This window comes from Mangrovivirga halotolerans (assembly GCF_026241165.1).
Lineage (GTDB): Bacteria > Bacteroidota > Bacteroidia > Cytophagales > Cyclobacteriaceae > Mangrovivirga > Mangrovivirga halotolerans.
The window spans coordinates 1-16,152 of the sequence record NZ_JAPFQN010000002.1; the positions used below are offsets into that span (position 1 = coordinate 1).

Sequence of the window (16,152 nt, forward strand, 5' to 3'; positions counted from 1 at the left end):
GAAGACATTCGCGGTGATGTGGTCAGAAGAGGTGAAGACATCAGAGGATAATTATTTAATCATTTTTAAACATTCAAATTTTTAACGCTATGAAAAATCTATACAAAACTTTCGCTATTGCAGCTATCGCAGCTTTAACATTCGCTTGTGAAACTGAAAATGTTGAACCTCAAATCCCTGTCGAAGATGAAAAAGCGGACGTGGTCAGAAGAGGTGAAGACATTCGCGGTGATGTAGTAAGAAGAGGTGAGGACATCAGAGGGTAATCATTAAGCAAAAAAACACTTTATATAAAAAAATAAGAATCATGAAAAAATTAATAGCAACATTATCAGCAGCAGGAATCATTATTTCAATCACAGCATTTACATTAAATGGTGATGGGAATAATCAAATAAATAAGGAAACAGCCTATGAAATGGAAGTAGTTACTACCAATCTGGCTACAGACAGAATAGAAGCAGACTTCAGATAAATAACATCCTGAGAGTCAGATTAATTTTGGTCACAATTAATTAACAGATAATAACAAGTTTTATACGATCTGTTTGTGTAATTTTGCGCCCAAATTAAATGGCATATGCAGGAAATTAGAAATGTGGCGATCATTGCCCACGTTGACCATGGTAAAACAACATTGGTTGACAAAATTATTTATGCGAGTAAATTATTTCGCGACAATGAAGAATCAGGTGAACTGATTCTAGACAATAATGATTTGGAAAGAGAGCGAGGAATTACAATTCTTTCCAAAAATGTATCTGTTAAGTATAAAGATGTAAAAATAAATATCATTGATACTCCAGGTCACGCCGATTTTGGTGGTGAAGTAGAGCGAGTATTAAAAATGGCTGATGGTGTTTTACTTTTAGTCGATGCTTTTGAGGGACCGATGCCTCAGACCAGATTTGTATTAGATAAAGCAATAAAACTTGGTTTAAAACCAATTGTTGTAATAAATAAGGTTGACAAACCTAACTGCCGTCCTGATGAAGTTCACGAACAGGTTTTCGATCTGATGTTTAATCTTGATGCAACTGAAGAGCAGTTGGACTTCCCGACCATCTATGGTTCTTCGAAAGAGGGCTGGATGAGTACAGACTGGCAAAAACCAACGAATGAAATAACTCCGTTATTGGATGCTATATTAGAATTTATTCCACCAGCGCCTAAAAATGAGGGTACTCCTCAAATGCAGATTACTTCTTTGGACTTTAGTTCATTCACAGGTAGAATAGCAATTGGTAGAATCTACCGTGGAATGATCGAAGAAGGTAAGCAATATGGCCTTTGCAAAAAAGATGGTACTGTTAAGAAAGTAAAAGTAAAAGAAATCCAGGTTTTTGAAGGACTCGGAAGACAAAAGACTGACAAAGTTGAAAGTGGTGATATCTGCGCCCTAGTAGGTATCGAAGGTTTTGATATTGGAGATACTTTAACAGATATTGAAAATCCTGAACCCCTTCCACGTATTGCCATAGACGAACCTACTATGAGTATGTTGTTTACTATCAACAACTCTCCTTTCTTCGGGAAAGAAGGTAAATTCGTTACTTCAAGGCACCTGAGAGACAGACTATTTAAAGAGACTGAAAAGAACCTTGCTTTAAGAATTCAGGAAACCGCAAGTGAAGATAAATTTATTGTTTACGGTCGTGGTGTTCTTCATTTATCTGTTCTCATCGAAACTATGAGAAGAGAAGGGTACGAGTTACAGGTTGGTCAGCCACAGGTACTATATAAAGAAATAGATGGTGTAAAGCACGAGCCTATAGAATCATTGGTGGTAGACGTACCTGAAACTTCTTCGGGTAAAGTAATTGAACTTGCTACTCAAAGAAAAGGTGAGTTAGTAGTTATGGAGCCTAAGGGAGATCTGCAACACTTAGAGTTTATCATACCTTCAAGAGGATTGATAGGACTTAGAAACCAGGTTTTAACAGCCACAGCTGGTGAAGCCATTATGACGCACCGATATAAAGGATATGAACCTTTTAAAGGTTCAATCCCTGGAAGAATAAACGGATCAATTATCAGTATGGATGCAGGTCCTTGTACTGCATACTCTATTGATAAATTACAGGATAGAGGAACATTTTTCATAGCACCAGGAGATGAGCTATACGCAGGCCAGGTAATAGGAGAGCATTCTCGAGATAACGACCTGGTAGTAAATGTACAAAAAGGCAAAAAATTAAGTAACGTCAGAGCTTCAGGTTCGGATGAAAGTGTAAAAATTGCTCCTCCGAAAAAGTTTAGTCTTGAAGAAGCATTAGAATATATTCAAAAGGATGAATATCTTGAAGTTACTCCTGAAAATATGAGAATGCGAAAGATCTATCTTGACGAAAACGAAAGAAAACGAATGAGTCAAAAACAAGATCAATAAAAAATAAGCATAAAAACAAAAAGCTGTCCAGGAGGACAGCTTTTTTTACCACTACACACGATCAACAATTTCAAGTGACTCAACACTTGATTGTTTTCTTAAACCAAATAATAAACACTATTTACTTCTTAATTATAAAACAGTGATTTACAATCTTTTATTGTTCTCTCTGTTCATTAATATTAACGCAATATAATTATTCTAGGTTATAAGTAGTGTCACACCCGATGTACTATTTGAAAGTTATTATTGAATATTTTCAAGTTTATATATAAATTTTAAGCCTATAAAATAATTGTAATTATCATACACGGCACCTAATCTACTCATTTACAGAAAAATAAAAAACGGATTAAATTGAAGTTTAAATCCTAATTTTTGAACTGAAAAAGAATAATCCAGGCTAATAATATTAGCATTAAAACTTAATAACTTTGTACAAATCCAAGAAAGAACTAAAGTTCAAATTATTGGAATATATTCAGAGCCAGAAGTTTTTTATCTGCAAGATAATTTTTTTTTTAGGAGATAAATAAATTTTTATACAGTGTAAGGTTTTAATTATTTGAATTTAAAAATTAAAAAAGGGTCGCAATTGGACCCTTTTAATTTTCAAAAATTTTAAGTGAAATTACTTCTTCCTCATTTGTTCGAGCATATCCCACATTTCAGGAGTTACTTCCTCAAGCATATTAAATTGTCCTGCTCCTTTCAACCATTCTCCACCATCAATTGTAATTACATCTCCATTAACATAAGCTGAATAATCGGACATTAAATAAGCAGCAAGGTTAGCAAGTTCCTGATGTTCTCCATGTCTACCAACCGGAACTTTATTTTTCATGCTGAATTTTTCTGCAAGATCTCCTGGCAGCAATCTTTCCCACGCACCTTTTGTAGGAAACGGCCCGGGAGCTATGGCATTTGTTCTGATATTATATTTTGCCCATTCAACTGCTAGCGATCTGGTCAATGCTAAAACCCCCGCTTTAGCACATGCTGATGGAACGGTATAGCCAGTACCAGTCCAGGCGTATGTGGTAACAATATTTAAAAACACTCCGGGATTCTCATCATCTATCCATTTTTTTCCCATCGCTAAAGTGCAGTTGTAAGTACCTCTTAAGACTATATCAACCACAGTATCAAACGCTCGGTGTGAAAGCCTTTCTGTTGGAGAAATAAAGTTACCAGCAGCATTATTTAAAAACCCATCAATCTTACCAAAATGATCAGTAGCATCGTTAATAACCTTCTCAACTTGCTCGTATTCTCTCACATCACAAGATAGAGGAAGAACCTTTCCACCAGTTTCCTCTTCAAGTTCTTTAGCTGATTCCTTAAGAACATCTAATTTCCTACTGGTTATAACAAGGTTTGCACCTAATTCAAGAAAATACTTTCCCATTGATCTACCCAAACCGGTTCCTCCGCCAGTAATTACAATGGTTTTGCCTTTTAAAGCATCTTCTTTTAACATTCCTTCGGTATATTTCATTGTTTTTGATGGTTTATTGACAATATTTTGGTTTTAATTGCGCTCAATATACAAAATCAAACCAACTTTAGTACCTATGAAAATATATTACTTTTTGATATTAATCATGCTTTCCAGTTGTGTAGTTTCTAAGAAGAGGCATGATGAGGCTTTAGTTGAAAACTCAAGACTATTTGCTGAAAATGCTGCATTAAAAGATTACAAAAAGGCTTTAAGTCAAAAAAATCAATTTTTGGAATCACAAAATGATTCACTACGATCTGAATTGCAGCAAACAAAATCAAGTTTGACAAGTAGCTTATCAGATAAACATAAGCAACTTGTAGAAAAGGAAAACAAACTAGATTCAGCGATCAAGGTTAATGAAAAACTTTCCTCTGACCTCAACAATAGAATTGCAAAAATTCAGGAATTAGAAGCCTTGATAGAAGAAAAAAATGCTGCAGTAGAAAAGATCAGAAATATTGTAAGTAAAGCACTTTTAAATTTTAAAGAGAACGATCTGACAGTCAGTATTAAAGAAGGTAAGGTTTACGTATCCTTATCAGAACAATTATTATTCAAATCAGGTAGCAAAGAAATTGATCCTAAGGGTAAAAAGGCGCTTAATCAATTAGCAGAAGCAATAAGTACACAAGAAGACATAAATATTATGGTTGAAGGGCATACTGACAATGTACCGATCAGTGCTCAAAGCAAATACATGAGTGATAATTGGGATCTATCAGTAATGAGAGCTACTGAGGTTGTTCGAACCCTTATCAAAAACGGCATAGACCCAAAATTAATCATTGCTTCAGGAAGAGGTGAACATCACCCGGTCTCAAGTAATGAAAACGCTCAAGGCAGATCAAAAAACAGAAGAACGGAGATCATTTTAACTCCAAATCTTGATGAATTATATCAAATATTATAAAAAAAAGCCCGGTTTAAAATTCCGGGCTTTTTGACTAAAATTCATTTTGAATCACTTTCTGTCCTTTTATATATAATTTATGGATATGATTATGCGCGTAATTATACGGTATAAAATCTAAGGAAGGAATTTTATTGGTGATAATAAAATCAGCCTGTTTGCCTTTTGCAATACTTCCTACCTTATCAGACATTTCAAGTGCTGCTGCCGCATTGATTGTTGAAGCATTAATAGCTTCTTCAGGAGTCATGCGCATCTGTACACAAGCCAGAGACATCATGAAATTCATATTTCCGGTTGGGGAACTCCCGGGATTAAAATCTGTAGCAAGGCATACTGGCAATCCTGCCTCAATCATATCTCTTGCCGGAGGATAAGAAGTACGTATAAAAAATGCTGCACCAGGTAAAAGTGTGGGTATCGTATTACTTCCTTTTAAAACTTCAATCTCTTCAGCTCCACTGGATTCCAGATGATCTACACTTATAGCCCCACATTTGACTCCAACCTGTACACCTCCTGAGAAATTCAGTTGATTAGCATGTACCTTTGGTTTTAGACCGTATTCCTGTGCTGCCAAAAGCACTTTTTCTGTTTCATCTTGAGAAAAGAACCCTTCTTCACAAAAAACATCACAATATTCCGCCAATTTCTCCTCAGCAACCTGTGGAATCATCTCCTTAATTACCAAGTCAAGATATTCTTCCTTATTCATATCTTTTGGAACAGCATGGGCTCCGAGAAAGGTTGTCTTAACATTTAATGGTGTCTCCTCTCCTATTCTTTTGGCAACGCGGAGCATTTTGACTTCGTCCTTCAATGTTAAACCATAACCACTTTTTATCTCAACAGTACCTGTACCCATCGACATGATCTGATTTGCTCTGACAAGAGTTTGTTCAAACAAATCGTCATCAGAAGTTGCTTGAAGTCGCTTAGCACTATTAAGTATGCCCCCACCACGACGAGCTATTTCTGCATAACTAAGGCCATTTATTTTATCAACAAATTCGGATTCTCTGGTTCCGGCAAATACTAAGTGGGTATGAGAATCTACCCAGGCTGGAAGAACAATTCTACCAGTTGCATCTACTTCTTCTATTTCCGACAGTTCTGCAGGAAAGTCTTTCATCTCTCCAAAATTTTCTATGATGCCATCTTTAACATGCATCCAGGCATTTTCTATTGTCGGGACAGATTTTATATCTTCACCAGAAACAGTTTTTCTTATATTTTCTTCAACCTGAGCTAAAGTTTTTATGTTTTTTACTACTAATTCCATGATGTAAAAATAAAAAAAGGGACCCGAAAGTCCCTTTTATATGTTAATAATGTCAAAATATCATTTTCCAAATGCTTCCCTTGTGTTTTCAAGTTTTGTTGCAAATACAGGGAAACTGATTTTTCCTAAAATATAGAATCCTTGAGTTTTAACTGTTGGTCTGAGTCCGGTTTCAATATTGTAACTCCATCCCCATGTTCTATTGAATTTCCCCTGGATTCCAGCTCTGAATCCGAATTTAGTCAATTCGATATTGTCAGAACTATAAATCTCGCCATTATAGAAAACATCTTCTACCCGTAATCCCGGAGCATAAATAAGATCTAAGTAAGTTGTAAACATCAGGTCATTAATCAGCACTCCAAAACTTCGATCCGGATCAACTGCAATATTTTTATACCAGGACATAGATCCTCCCAGGTAAATTGCATAGCTACTCATATTAGAATAGACCTTTGCATCATTCGGAAAAGGCTCACCTGATGGAGAGCTCATTGTCGTACCCTGATTTTTCATTGCTCGATCCAGATCTACTGATGAATCGTAATATATACCCCCTAATCTGGCACCGTAGATTTTTCTTACCTTGCTGGGAATTTTAATAAGTTCGGGAGTAGATGCTGCCCATTTATTATTTTTTCTATATCTGTCAGAATAAAGAACGATCTTAGTTTCTGAATCTGATTCAAAATCCTTGATATGATAAGTAACACCCGCCTCGTAATAATTTAATATGTTCCAGGGCGATTCAATATTCGTATTTACTGTTGAATTTTTTACTGCTGCATCCCTTGTAAGATCAAATGCCTGTCCATATGCTTTTCTAGCAGATGCCCTGATCTGAAGTTTATCTTCTAACAGATACTCAACTTCCAGCCCAAATCCTATATTAGTATTTGTGCTCCAAACCTCTCCATAAAGTGGTTGAAAATGAATAAATAACTTTTTCGTATCATAGGGGTCATCGTATAACTCTTTATAAGTTACAGTTTTACCCTGCCCAAATACGTTTACCGCTCCGGCGATAAAGATTATTAAAAAAGTGAAAAGACGTTTGACCACAGTATAAAAAAATTTTTACAACGTATAAATATAGTGATATTCGGGAATATTATAAAGTATTTAAATATCAATACAATAATACTTATAAATTAATATCTCTTCAACATGATAATTAGTAAATACTATCATAAAGACTTTTGATGTAAGAACTGGATTGTAATTTGATTTTTAAAATCATTTCGTATTTTCGCTTCAATGAAATCTCAGCGAAAACATCCTTATTGTCTGAATTGTAATACTCCACTTAAAATACAGGATAATTATTGTCCTAAGTGTGGTCAGGAAAATACAGATCAAAATGTCTCTGTAGGGATAATTTTATCAGAATTTATTTCAAATGCATTCGCTCTTGACGGAAAACTACCTAAAAGTTTTGTTCCATTTTTATTTAAGCCCGGTAAACTGACCAATACCTATAATGCCGGAAAGAGAAATAAATACTTCAATCCGGTAAGAATGTATCTTGTGCTATCATTATTCTATTTTTTCGTAATAGGATATATCGGCAAAAAAGTAGCAGAGGATATTGAAACCCAATCTGAAAAAGTTTTTAATAGAGTTTCTTCAGATGACCCTGCCTCTTTAAGTAAAATTGATTCTCTTATAAATCTTAAATCGAGAGATAGTGTTAATTGGGAAGCTATAAAGAAAGAAATTGAAAAAGATACAGGACTGAAACTTCCCGACTCATTAAATAAAGAAAAACCGAATATAATTAAGGATTTAAAAATTGATTCAGTTGAAAATGGTGGTTGGGATACAAATCTTGATTTTACGGAAAAATTATATAGCCTGGCGCAAGATGAATCCCTTTCTATCGAACAATGTATTGATAGTCTGGATGTTAACAAGTCGGAAAAACTAACATATGCTTTAACATACCAATCTATAAAAATAATCAGGAGTGATAAGAGGTATTTAATAGGCTATATACTCAAAAACCTGCCAATAATGATGTTTATATTACTTCCTGTTTTTGCAGGGATGCTTAAACTTCTTTATATCAGAAGAAATTTTCTGTACATTCATCACATTATCCATGCATTGTATTTACATTCTTTTGCCTATCTGGTATATGGGTTAACCTTATTAATAACAGTCAAATATGATCTTGATGCTGGTCTTGCATTTTTCTCTTTTATTCTTGTTTCCACTTACAGTTATATCTCTTTTATCAGAGTATACAAGCAGGGCTGGTTTAAAACATTTGTGAAATTTAATATCCTAGGATATTTTTATATTTCATTTTTGTTAATAGCCTTTTTAATTGAACTGATGCTGAGCTTATATCTATTTTAGATAAATAAATAAAAAAAGGCTGCAATGATAAATTACAGCCTTTTTTATTACGATATATTCAAATCACAATACTTTATCGATTGCTTTTTCATGAGCATCAATTATTTTATCTATATCCTCTTCCTTTAAAGAATAAGAAAGAAACCATGACTCAAATTGTGCCGGTGGTAAATAAACACCTTCATCGAGCATTGCCTGAAAATATTTACCAAACAATTCCGTGTCACAGGTTTTAGCAGTTTCAAGATCAGTAACTGTTTTATCAGTAAAGAACACAGAAATCATCGAACCCAGCCTATTGATAGTATAAGGTAAATTCTTTTTATCGTGAATTTCCTGGATACCTTTATGTAGTTTTTCTGTCAGGGTACTTAGGGTAGTATATACTTGTGGATTATTCTTTAGATGATTTAACATAGCTAAACCTGCAGCCATAGCTACTGGATTTCCTGAAAGGGTTCCAGCCTGGTATACAGGGCCTGTTGGTGCTACAAATTCCATGATCTCTTTTTTACCACCATAGGCTCCTACCGGCATTCCACCTCCGATAATTTTACCAAGTGTAGTCATATCAGGAATAACCCCATATACTTCCTGTGCCCCACCTGGAGCTAGTCTGAATCCTGTCATGACCTCATCAAAGATTAATAATATACCATTATCATCACATCTTTTTCTAAGCCCTTCTAAATATCCATCCTCAGGAAGAACGCAGCCCATATTTCCTGCCACAGGCTCTAAGATTATTGCGGCGATATCATCACCTGTTTCATCGATCAATTTATCAACTGATTCCAGATCATTAAATGGAACAGTCAAAGTATCATTGGCAGTACCCTGAGTAACACCAGGACTATTTGGTGTACCCAAAGTCATTGCACCACTTCCCGCTGCAATTAAAAAGCTATCACCATGACCATGATAGCATCCTTCCATTTTAATTATTTTATTCCTGTTAGTATAACCTCTTGCCAATCGAATAGCTGACATAGTAGCTTCGGTTCCCGAATTAACCATCCTTACCTTTTCTATAGAAGGAACCATTTCTGTGATCAATTCAGCAATTTCAACTTCTTTAGCATTTGGAGCTCCAAAAGATAAAGAGTTTCCGATCGCCTCTTTCACTGCACTTTCAATCTCAGGATGGGCGTGTCCGATAATCATCGGGCCCCAGCTATTGATAAGATCATAATAGGCATTCCCGTCTTCATCATACATAAAGGCTCCCTTGGCTGATTTTATGAATAGAGGATCACCTCCGACAGCCTTAAAAGCCCTTACAGGAGAATTTACTCCACCAGGGATATAATTTTGAGCTTCGTTAAATAACTTTTTACTTGTCTCTATTGATCGGTTCATATTTTAGATCGTCTATTTGGTCTGGAAGCAATAATTTTGCATCCACAAATTGAATAATTGGTGTGTACCTGTTATCGTTTGACTGAAAGAAATTGTAAGCTGGAGTTAATTGCCCTTCCGAATATTCATCATCAATTTCTAGCTGAAAGTATTTACCATTTGAATCCATTTGTTTTCCAAAGTAATACATCATATCAAATCCTAGACATAAATACTTGGTTGGTAAAGTTCCAGTCCTATCTATATAAAAATTTCTGAATGATGTGAAGGTTCCATTCTCACGATCAACATAATCAGTAGAAATAATTCTCACTCCCAGTCTTTCTACCTGATCATAAGAAAGAGTGCTTATATCAAAAATTTCATCAGTTGTAATCATCGGAATTTTTTCATCTCTTATATCAAGAGTACTCAATGCTTTCGCTATCAACCTTTTATCATGACTTGCAAGAAAAATATGTCCGACACTATCCTCTGCTACTTTAAAAACCCTTTCTTCATTCATCTTTGAAAGGAAATCCATTGATTCCTGAATTTGATCAACTTTCACTTTCTTAAAGATGAGATTGGTAAAACCTTCCTCAGTCAGGTATTTTTTATATGTTGCCGCCATCAGACTATCTCGATAATTGTCAGAGTAAAACACCATGTAATTTTTATTCCTGTCGAGATTTTGAGCAGCATAATTCGCAGCGTTCATTGCTTGAGTAACGTAGCTACTTTTTAGAAGATAACTGAAAGGATTCTCAGTGATATATTCAACTTTATCACTTAAAGGATGAATGACATTAATTTTCTTATCAAATCCGAACTGTGAAACTGCTTTAAAAGGCCCTTCATATAGTGGCCCTATAATTAAATCCATGCGATCAAGGTCTCCAGATTTAATTATTTTAGCAGTATGTAATGAATCAACTTTGGTATCGAAGGCAAATAATTTAATATTTACTCCCTCTCTTTCAAGTGAATCGACTGCTATTTTAATCCCCTCATACAGATCCATCACAAAGTTTTTCTTTGTTTTAGCTCCGCGGAAACGATCACTTTGGAATGGCAGCATTACTGCTACATCATACTCATCCTTTTTAATATTTCGCAACCCACCCAGGGCATTATATCTTTCAGCATCGAGATCATATTCTTTTACCAGAAAATCGAGAAGGTTTCTGTCTTGCTCGTAAAGTGGTTGAAGATAAATTCTTTCTGCTAGCAAAATAGCAAGGTCTTTATCCTTAGGATATTTTTGAAGTAATTCAGTAAGGTAACTCAAATCGCTTACAGCTAGAAGGTAGTACATTTTCATATTACGACCTTCTTCTCTGAGATTCTTATTTTTAATGGATTTGAGCATTTCTACTGCCTCAAATATATTTCCGGATTGAAAATACGCATCAGCCAAACCGTATTTAACCTCATCGATATAAGGCCAGTCAGAATATTTGTTGAGTATTTGCAAATACATATTTTTTGCCCTGTCGAGTTCACCTAACCGCAAACTTGAAAGCGCATAATAATATGATGCTAATTCAGCATAAGCTCCGCCGTTATTTTCACTTTCAAGTACAGTCTCGAAATTTTCACGAGCTAATGCATATTTACCTTCTCTGAAAAGGGATTTACCATTTTCATAACGAAGCTTTGCTGATTCTTGAGCAAAAATGTTCAGCGTTGCAAAGCAAAAAATCAATAACAGAAAGAATTTCTTCATAATAAGATCATTTTCCCTATTCCCACTCGATAGTTGCTGGTGGTTTAGAGCTAATATCGTAAACAACTCTGTTTACGCCTTTTACTTTATTTATAATAGTATTTGAAATCTCAGCAAGGAACTCGTATGGTAAATGACACCAGTCTGCTGTCATTCCATCCACACTGGTAACAGCTCTTAAAGCTACTACTCTTTCATAAGTTCTTTCATCACCCATTACTCCAACTGAGTTAATTGGCAATAAAACTGCTCCTGCCTGCCAAACCTGATTATACAGATTTGCTGTTTTCAATCCCTGGATAAAAATATAATCTACTTCCTGAAGTACATGAACTTTCTCTGGTGTAACATCACCAAGAATTCTTATTGCCAGACCAGGTCCAGGAAAAGGATGTCTGTTTAAAATAGCCTCATCAAGCCCAAGAGCTGATCCAACCTTTCTAACTTCATCTTTGAATAAACTATTTAAAGGCTCTACCACTTTTAAGTTCATTTTTTCAGGAAGACCACCTACATTATGGTGAGATTTTATAGTTGCTGAAGGTCCCTTTACAGAAACTGATTCAATAACATCCGGGTAAATCGTTCCCTGAGCCAACCACTTAACATCTTGAATTTTATGAGCTTCTGTATCAAAAACATCTATAAAAACTTTTCCGATAGCTTTTCTTTTGGCTTCAGGATCTGTTTTACCTTTTAATTCATCATAAAACAACTCTTTTGCATCAACACCTTTAACATTAAGGCCCATATGCTTGTAAGACTCAAGAACATCTTCATATTCATGCTTTCTTAGCAGTCCGTTATCTACAAATATACAATGTAGGTTTTTTCCTATTGCCTCGTGTATAAGCATTGCTGCTACAGAACTATCCACGCCACCTGAAAGACCAAGCACAACTTTATCATTCCCTAACTGTTCCTTTAATTGTTCGACAGTTTCATCAATGAAATGGGCTGGTGTCCAATCCTGACTACAATCGCAAATATTAACGATGAAATTCCTCAATATTGTCTTACCGTCTGTAGAATGTGTCACCTCAGGGTGAAACTGAATTCCATAGGTATCTTCATCTTTTACGTGATATGCAGCTACATTTACTGACCTTGTGGAAGCAATGATCTCAAAAGAATCCGGCAGATCTTTAATCGTATCACCATGTGACATCCAAACCTGGCTATCAATATCTACTCCATCAAATAACGGATTTAATGAATTAACCTTACTAAGATTTGCGCGTCCATATTCCCTGTTTTCAGAAGGTGTTACAAAACCTCCTTCGCTGAATGCTAAAAGCTGGGCACCGTAACATACACCCAGAACTGGTAACTTTCCTCGGAATTTTTCTATTGGAATTCTCGGTGAATCCTCATCTCTTACTGAACAAGGGCTACCTGAAAAAATTACACCTTTGACATTTTCAGAGATCTCAGGAATATTATTATATGGATGGATCTCACAATAAACATTAAGTTCACGAACACGCCTGGCTATCAGCTGTGTATACTGCGAACCGAAATCGATGATAAGTATTTGCTCTGACATGGGCACAAAAATAACACCCTTTATCAGTTAATACCAGTCAATTTGATAAGAATTAACAGAAACTACCCGCGGAGGAAGAGGTGATAAATATATCCAGCATAAACAAGTAGGAAAACAACCCCTTCATATCGTGTGATAACCGATCTTTTACCGACAATTATTGAAAGTATAAGCAGGCTGGAACTTATGATAATCATCAGGACATCTGTATTGTTCACTGTTTCAAATTCTATCGGATTAATTATTGAACTTATACCCAATATCCATAATAAATTAAAGATATTACTTCCAATAACATTACCTACAGCCAATTGTGTTTTCCTTTTGGATACTGCCACAAGGGAGGTGACCAGTTCGGGAAGTGACGTACCCAGAGCAACTAGTGTCAAACCAATAAAGCTCTCACTAAACCCAAACATTTTAGAGAGCTCAATTGCTCCATCAACGACCCATTTACCTCCAAAGAAAAGCCCTAATACTCCCAGAACAATAAACGCAATACTTTTAACAACAGGTTGAGTAACAATGCTTCCTTCAATTATATCATCCTTTTTCTCCCTTGCATAGTTATAGATATAACCGAGAAACAAAGCGAAGAAAAACAATAAGACGATCCCTTCGCCCAAATCCAGCATTAACCCATTCTTATGATCTGAAAATATAGCCACATTTGCCAGATAACCTACAAGAAGAGTTGCTGTCAGGCTAAAAGGTATTTCAATAAAAAGGGTATTTTTCTTTATTGGTAAACTGTTTACGCAAGCTGATAACCCGAGGACCAACAAAATATTTGCAATATTTGAACCAAGGACATTTCCTACTCCAATTTCACTTTTACCTTGTATACCGGCCATTATATTTACCAGTAATTCCGGCATACTGGTTCCGATAGAAACAATAGTCAAACCAATGATGAAGTCAGAAATATTATACCGCTTTGCCAACGAAGAAGCACCTTCAACCATTATATCAGCTCCCTTGACCAATATAACAAACCCAACAACAAACAGAATATAGACCATGGACTAAAAAAATTTAAGCCCTGAAGTTATAAAAAGGAATTAACTGAGCAAAGAATCATTCTATGAATCATTCGGAGTTTACGATGAATTGTGCAACTTTTAATAAAGCCTTATTAGCTTCCGGTAAACTAGGAGCTAAAAAGTGCCATACATGAAACATTTTATCCCAGATATCCAGCTCAACTTTATTTCCAGAAGAAGCGGCTTTTTCGGCAAGCTTTACAGCATCATGAAGAAGAATTTCATGGCTACCTACTTGTATAAACATTGGCGGAAGAGAATACAAGTCACACCCAAGGGGTGAGGCATATTCTTCATGTGATTTGATTTGTTCGGTGGTAGCATAATAAGATGCCATCCATTTCAAATCTGATGGTTGAAACATATGATCCTTTCCTGAAGGAAGGTCGTATATTCCCGAATTCACATCTAAATTAACCCATGGAGACAACAATACCAGGCTATCTACATTAGGTTTTAATTTATCTCTGCGATATAAGGCGGTTGCCAGGGCTAGTCCTCCCCCACTGGAATCTCCCATCAGGTGAATTTTCCTGATTTCAGGATAACTTTCACGAAGATAGTCAATCACCAGACTGATTTCTTCAATGGCCTTAGGATATTTATTTTCAGGTGCCAGGCTATATTCCACTCCAAAGACTGGTAAGTGGCAGGATTTTGAAACCTGCCCCATCAATGAGAGATGTGTTCTTACCGAACCAAAACAATATCCTCCTCCATGAATAAAAACTATAGCCTGCTTCTCACTAACCTTTCCTGAAGTGATTCGGGATACTCCAATTCCATTGACTTTAAACTTTACCTGTTCAAGACCTGATAAATGGCTTACTTTTGAAGCCAGTTTATTAAAAACTTTTCTAACAACCTTAGGATGAGCAGTTCTGCCTCCCCTCTTTTTATCCTGAAGGGAAAGCAAATATTTATAGTAACTACTCTTAATGCTGGCCATTATAATAATCCTTTGGTTGATGGTAATTGATCTAGTTCATTTTCATTTCTAGATACAGCCAATTTAATCGATTTTGCCCAGGCTTTAAATATTGCTTCTATTTTATGATGCTCATTATCTCCTTCCACCTTAATATTTAAGTTTGCCTTTGCTGAGTCGCAAAATGATTTAAAAAAATGATAAAACATTTCAGTAGGCATATCACCGATCATTTCCCTTCTGAATTCAGCCTCCCAGACAAGCCAGGGTCTACCTCCGAAATCAATAGCAACCTGGGCTAGAGAATCATCCATAGGTAATAAAAACCCATATCTATTTATTCCTCTCTTATCTTTTAGGGCTTCCAGAAAAGCCTCTCCTAATGCAAGAGCTGTATCCTCAATTGTATGATGTTCATCAACCTGTAAATCTCCATTTACTTTTATATTCAGATCAATACCCCCATGTTTGCCTAGCTGATCTAACATATGATCAAAAAATCCCAACCCAGTATCAATTTCTGTCTTTCCCTTTCCGTCAAGATTAAGTGAAATACTAATATCGGTTTCATTTGTTTTCCTGATCACAGATCCGGTTCTATCCGGCATTGCCAGAAATTTAGCTATCTCATCCCATGAAGATGTGGATAAAATAGCATCGTCAGATTTTTGATTACTTATAAGAATACCTTTTGCCCCTAAATTTTTAGCAAGCTCTATATCTGTTTCCCGATCTCCAATGACATATGAACCGCTAAGGTCAAAATTACCATTAATATATTCTGACAACATTCCAGTTCCAGGCTTACGAGTAGGTAACTTCTCATGTTCAAATGACCGATCGATATGAATAGCATCAAAAACAATTCCTTCTGATTCTAAAATCTCGAGCATTTTTTCATGAGCCGGCCAAAAGGTATCTTCAGGAAATGAATCGGTGCCCAACCCATCCTGGTTAGTCACCATAACTAAGTAGTAATCAGTCAATTGACTGATCTTCTTCAAATTTGATATCGCACCTGGTAAAAAAGATAGTTTCTCAAGACTATCTACCTGAAAATCAGTCGGTGGTTCCACAATTATGGTTCCGTCTCTATCTATAAAAAGTACTTTTTTCATTTAA

Annotated in this window: 14 protein-coding genes; 5 read left to right on the forward strand and 9 right to left on the reverse strand. The window is 35.6% G+C overall.

The window, feature by feature from the left end; translation table 11 throughout:
- Positions 1-89 precede the first annotated feature (89 nt).
- From OO013_RS01305 to typA, 3 genes are all read left to right on the forward strand, one after another.
- Positions 90-266 (forward strand): hypothetical protein, encoded by a 177-nt coding sequence (locus OO013_RS01305; protein ID WP_266054719.1) that lies wholly within the window; start codon positions 90-92, stop codon positions 264-266.
- 41 nt (positions 267-307) lie between these two features.
- On the forward strand, positions 308-475 hold the full coding sequence (locus tag OO013_RS01310; protein ID WP_266054720.1) for a hypothetical protein: 168 nt from the start codon (positions 308-310) through the stop codon (positions 473-475).
- Between the two features lie 105 nt (positions 476-580).
- A complete protein-coding gene (gene typA, locus OO013_RS01315) occupies positions 581-2,389 on the forward strand; it encodes a translational GTPase TypA (protein WP_266054721.1) in 1,809 nt (602 codons plus the stop codon).
- A 631-nt stretch (positions 2,390-3,020) separates the two neighbouring features.
- On the opposite strand, the gene OO013_RS01320 is transcribed toward typA, so the two are convergent.
- Positions 3,021-3,887 (reverse strand): SDR family oxidoreductase, encoded by an 867-nt coding sequence (locus OO013_RS01320; RefSeq protein ID WP_266054722.1) that lies wholly within the window; start codon positions 3,885-3,887, stop codon positions 3,021-3,023.
- Positions 3,888-3,963: 76 nt separating this feature from the next.
- On the opposite strand from OO013_RS01320, the gene OO013_RS01325 reads away from it, so the two are divergent.
- Positions 3,964-4,803 (forward strand): OmpA/MotB family protein, encoded by an 840-nt coding sequence (locus OO013_RS01325; RefSeq protein WP_266054723.1) that lies wholly within the window; start codon positions 3,964-3,966, stop codon positions 4,801-4,803.
- Positions 4,804-4,837: 34 nt separating this feature from the next.
- Here OO013_RS01325 and hutI read toward each other — a convergent pair whose 3' ends face one another.
- Positions 4,838-6,085 carry an imidazolonepropionase gene (hutI, locus tag OO013_RS01330; RefSeq protein WP_266054724.1) on the reverse strand — a complete coding sequence of 416 codons (1,248 nt, stop codon included), beginning with the start codon at positions 6,083-6,085 and terminating at the stop codon, positions 4,838-4,840.
- A 60-nt stretch (positions 6,086-6,145) separates the two neighbouring features.
- Positions 6,146-7,147 (reverse strand): hypothetical protein, encoded by a 1,002-nt coding sequence (locus tag OO013_RS01335; RefSeq protein WP_266054725.1) that lies wholly within the window; start codon positions 7,145-7,147, stop codon positions 6,146-6,148.
- A 195-nt stretch (positions 7,148-7,342) separates the two neighbouring features.
- Here OO013_RS01335 and OO013_RS01340 point away from each other — a divergent pair, with 195 nt between their 5' ends.
- Entirely contained in the window at positions 7,343-8,446 is a 1,104-nt protein-coding gene (locus OO013_RS01340) for a DUF3667 domain-containing protein (protein ID WP_266054726.1), read from the forward strand.
- A 63-nt stretch (positions 8,447-8,509) separates the two neighbouring features.
- Here the strand turns inward: OO013_RS01340 and hemL are convergent, their stop codons facing one another.
- From hemL to hisB, 6 genes are all read right to left on the reverse strand, one after another.
- Positions 8,510-9,805 (reverse strand): glutamate-1-semialdehyde 2,1-aminomutase, encoded by a 1,296-nt coding sequence (gene hemL / locus OO013_RS01345; RefSeq protein ID WP_266054727.1) that lies wholly within the window; start codon positions 9,803-9,805, stop codon positions 8,510-8,512.
- A complete protein-coding gene (locus OO013_RS01350) occupies positions 9,780-11,513 on the reverse strand; it encodes a tetratricopeptide repeat protein (RefSeq protein ID WP_266054729.1) in 1,734 nt (577 codons plus the stop codon). Before OO013_RS01350 ends, hemL begins: the two co-directional genes overlap by 26 nt.
- A 16-nt stretch (positions 11,514-11,529) precedes the next feature.
- Entirely contained in the window at positions 11,530-13,059 is a 1,530-nt protein-coding gene (gene guaA / locus OO013_RS01355) for a glutamine-hydrolyzing GMP synthase (protein WP_266054730.1), read from the reverse strand.
- Positions 13,060-13,121: 62 nt separating this feature from the next.
- Positions 13,122-14,081 carry a calcium/sodium antiporter gene (locus OO013_RS01360; protein ID WP_266054731.1) on the reverse strand — a complete coding sequence of 320 codons (960 nt, stop codon included), beginning with the start codon at positions 14,079-14,081 and terminating at the stop codon, positions 13,122-13,124.
- Positions 14,082-14,148: 67 nt separating this feature from the next.
- Entirely contained in the window at positions 14,149-15,051 is a 903-nt protein-coding gene (locus OO013_RS01365; RefSeq protein WP_266054732.1) for an alpha/beta hydrolase, read from the reverse strand.
- Positions 15,051-16,148 carry a bifunctional histidinol-phosphatase/imidazoleglycerol-phosphate dehydratase HisB gene (gene hisB / locus OO013_RS01370; protein WP_266054733.1) on the reverse strand — a complete coding sequence of 366 codons (1,098 nt, stop codon included), beginning with the start codon at positions 16,146-16,148 and terminating at the stop codon, positions 15,051-15,053. Before hisB ends, OO013_RS01365 begins: the two co-directional genes overlap by 1 nt.
- Positions 16,149-16,152 lie beyond the last annotated feature (4 nt).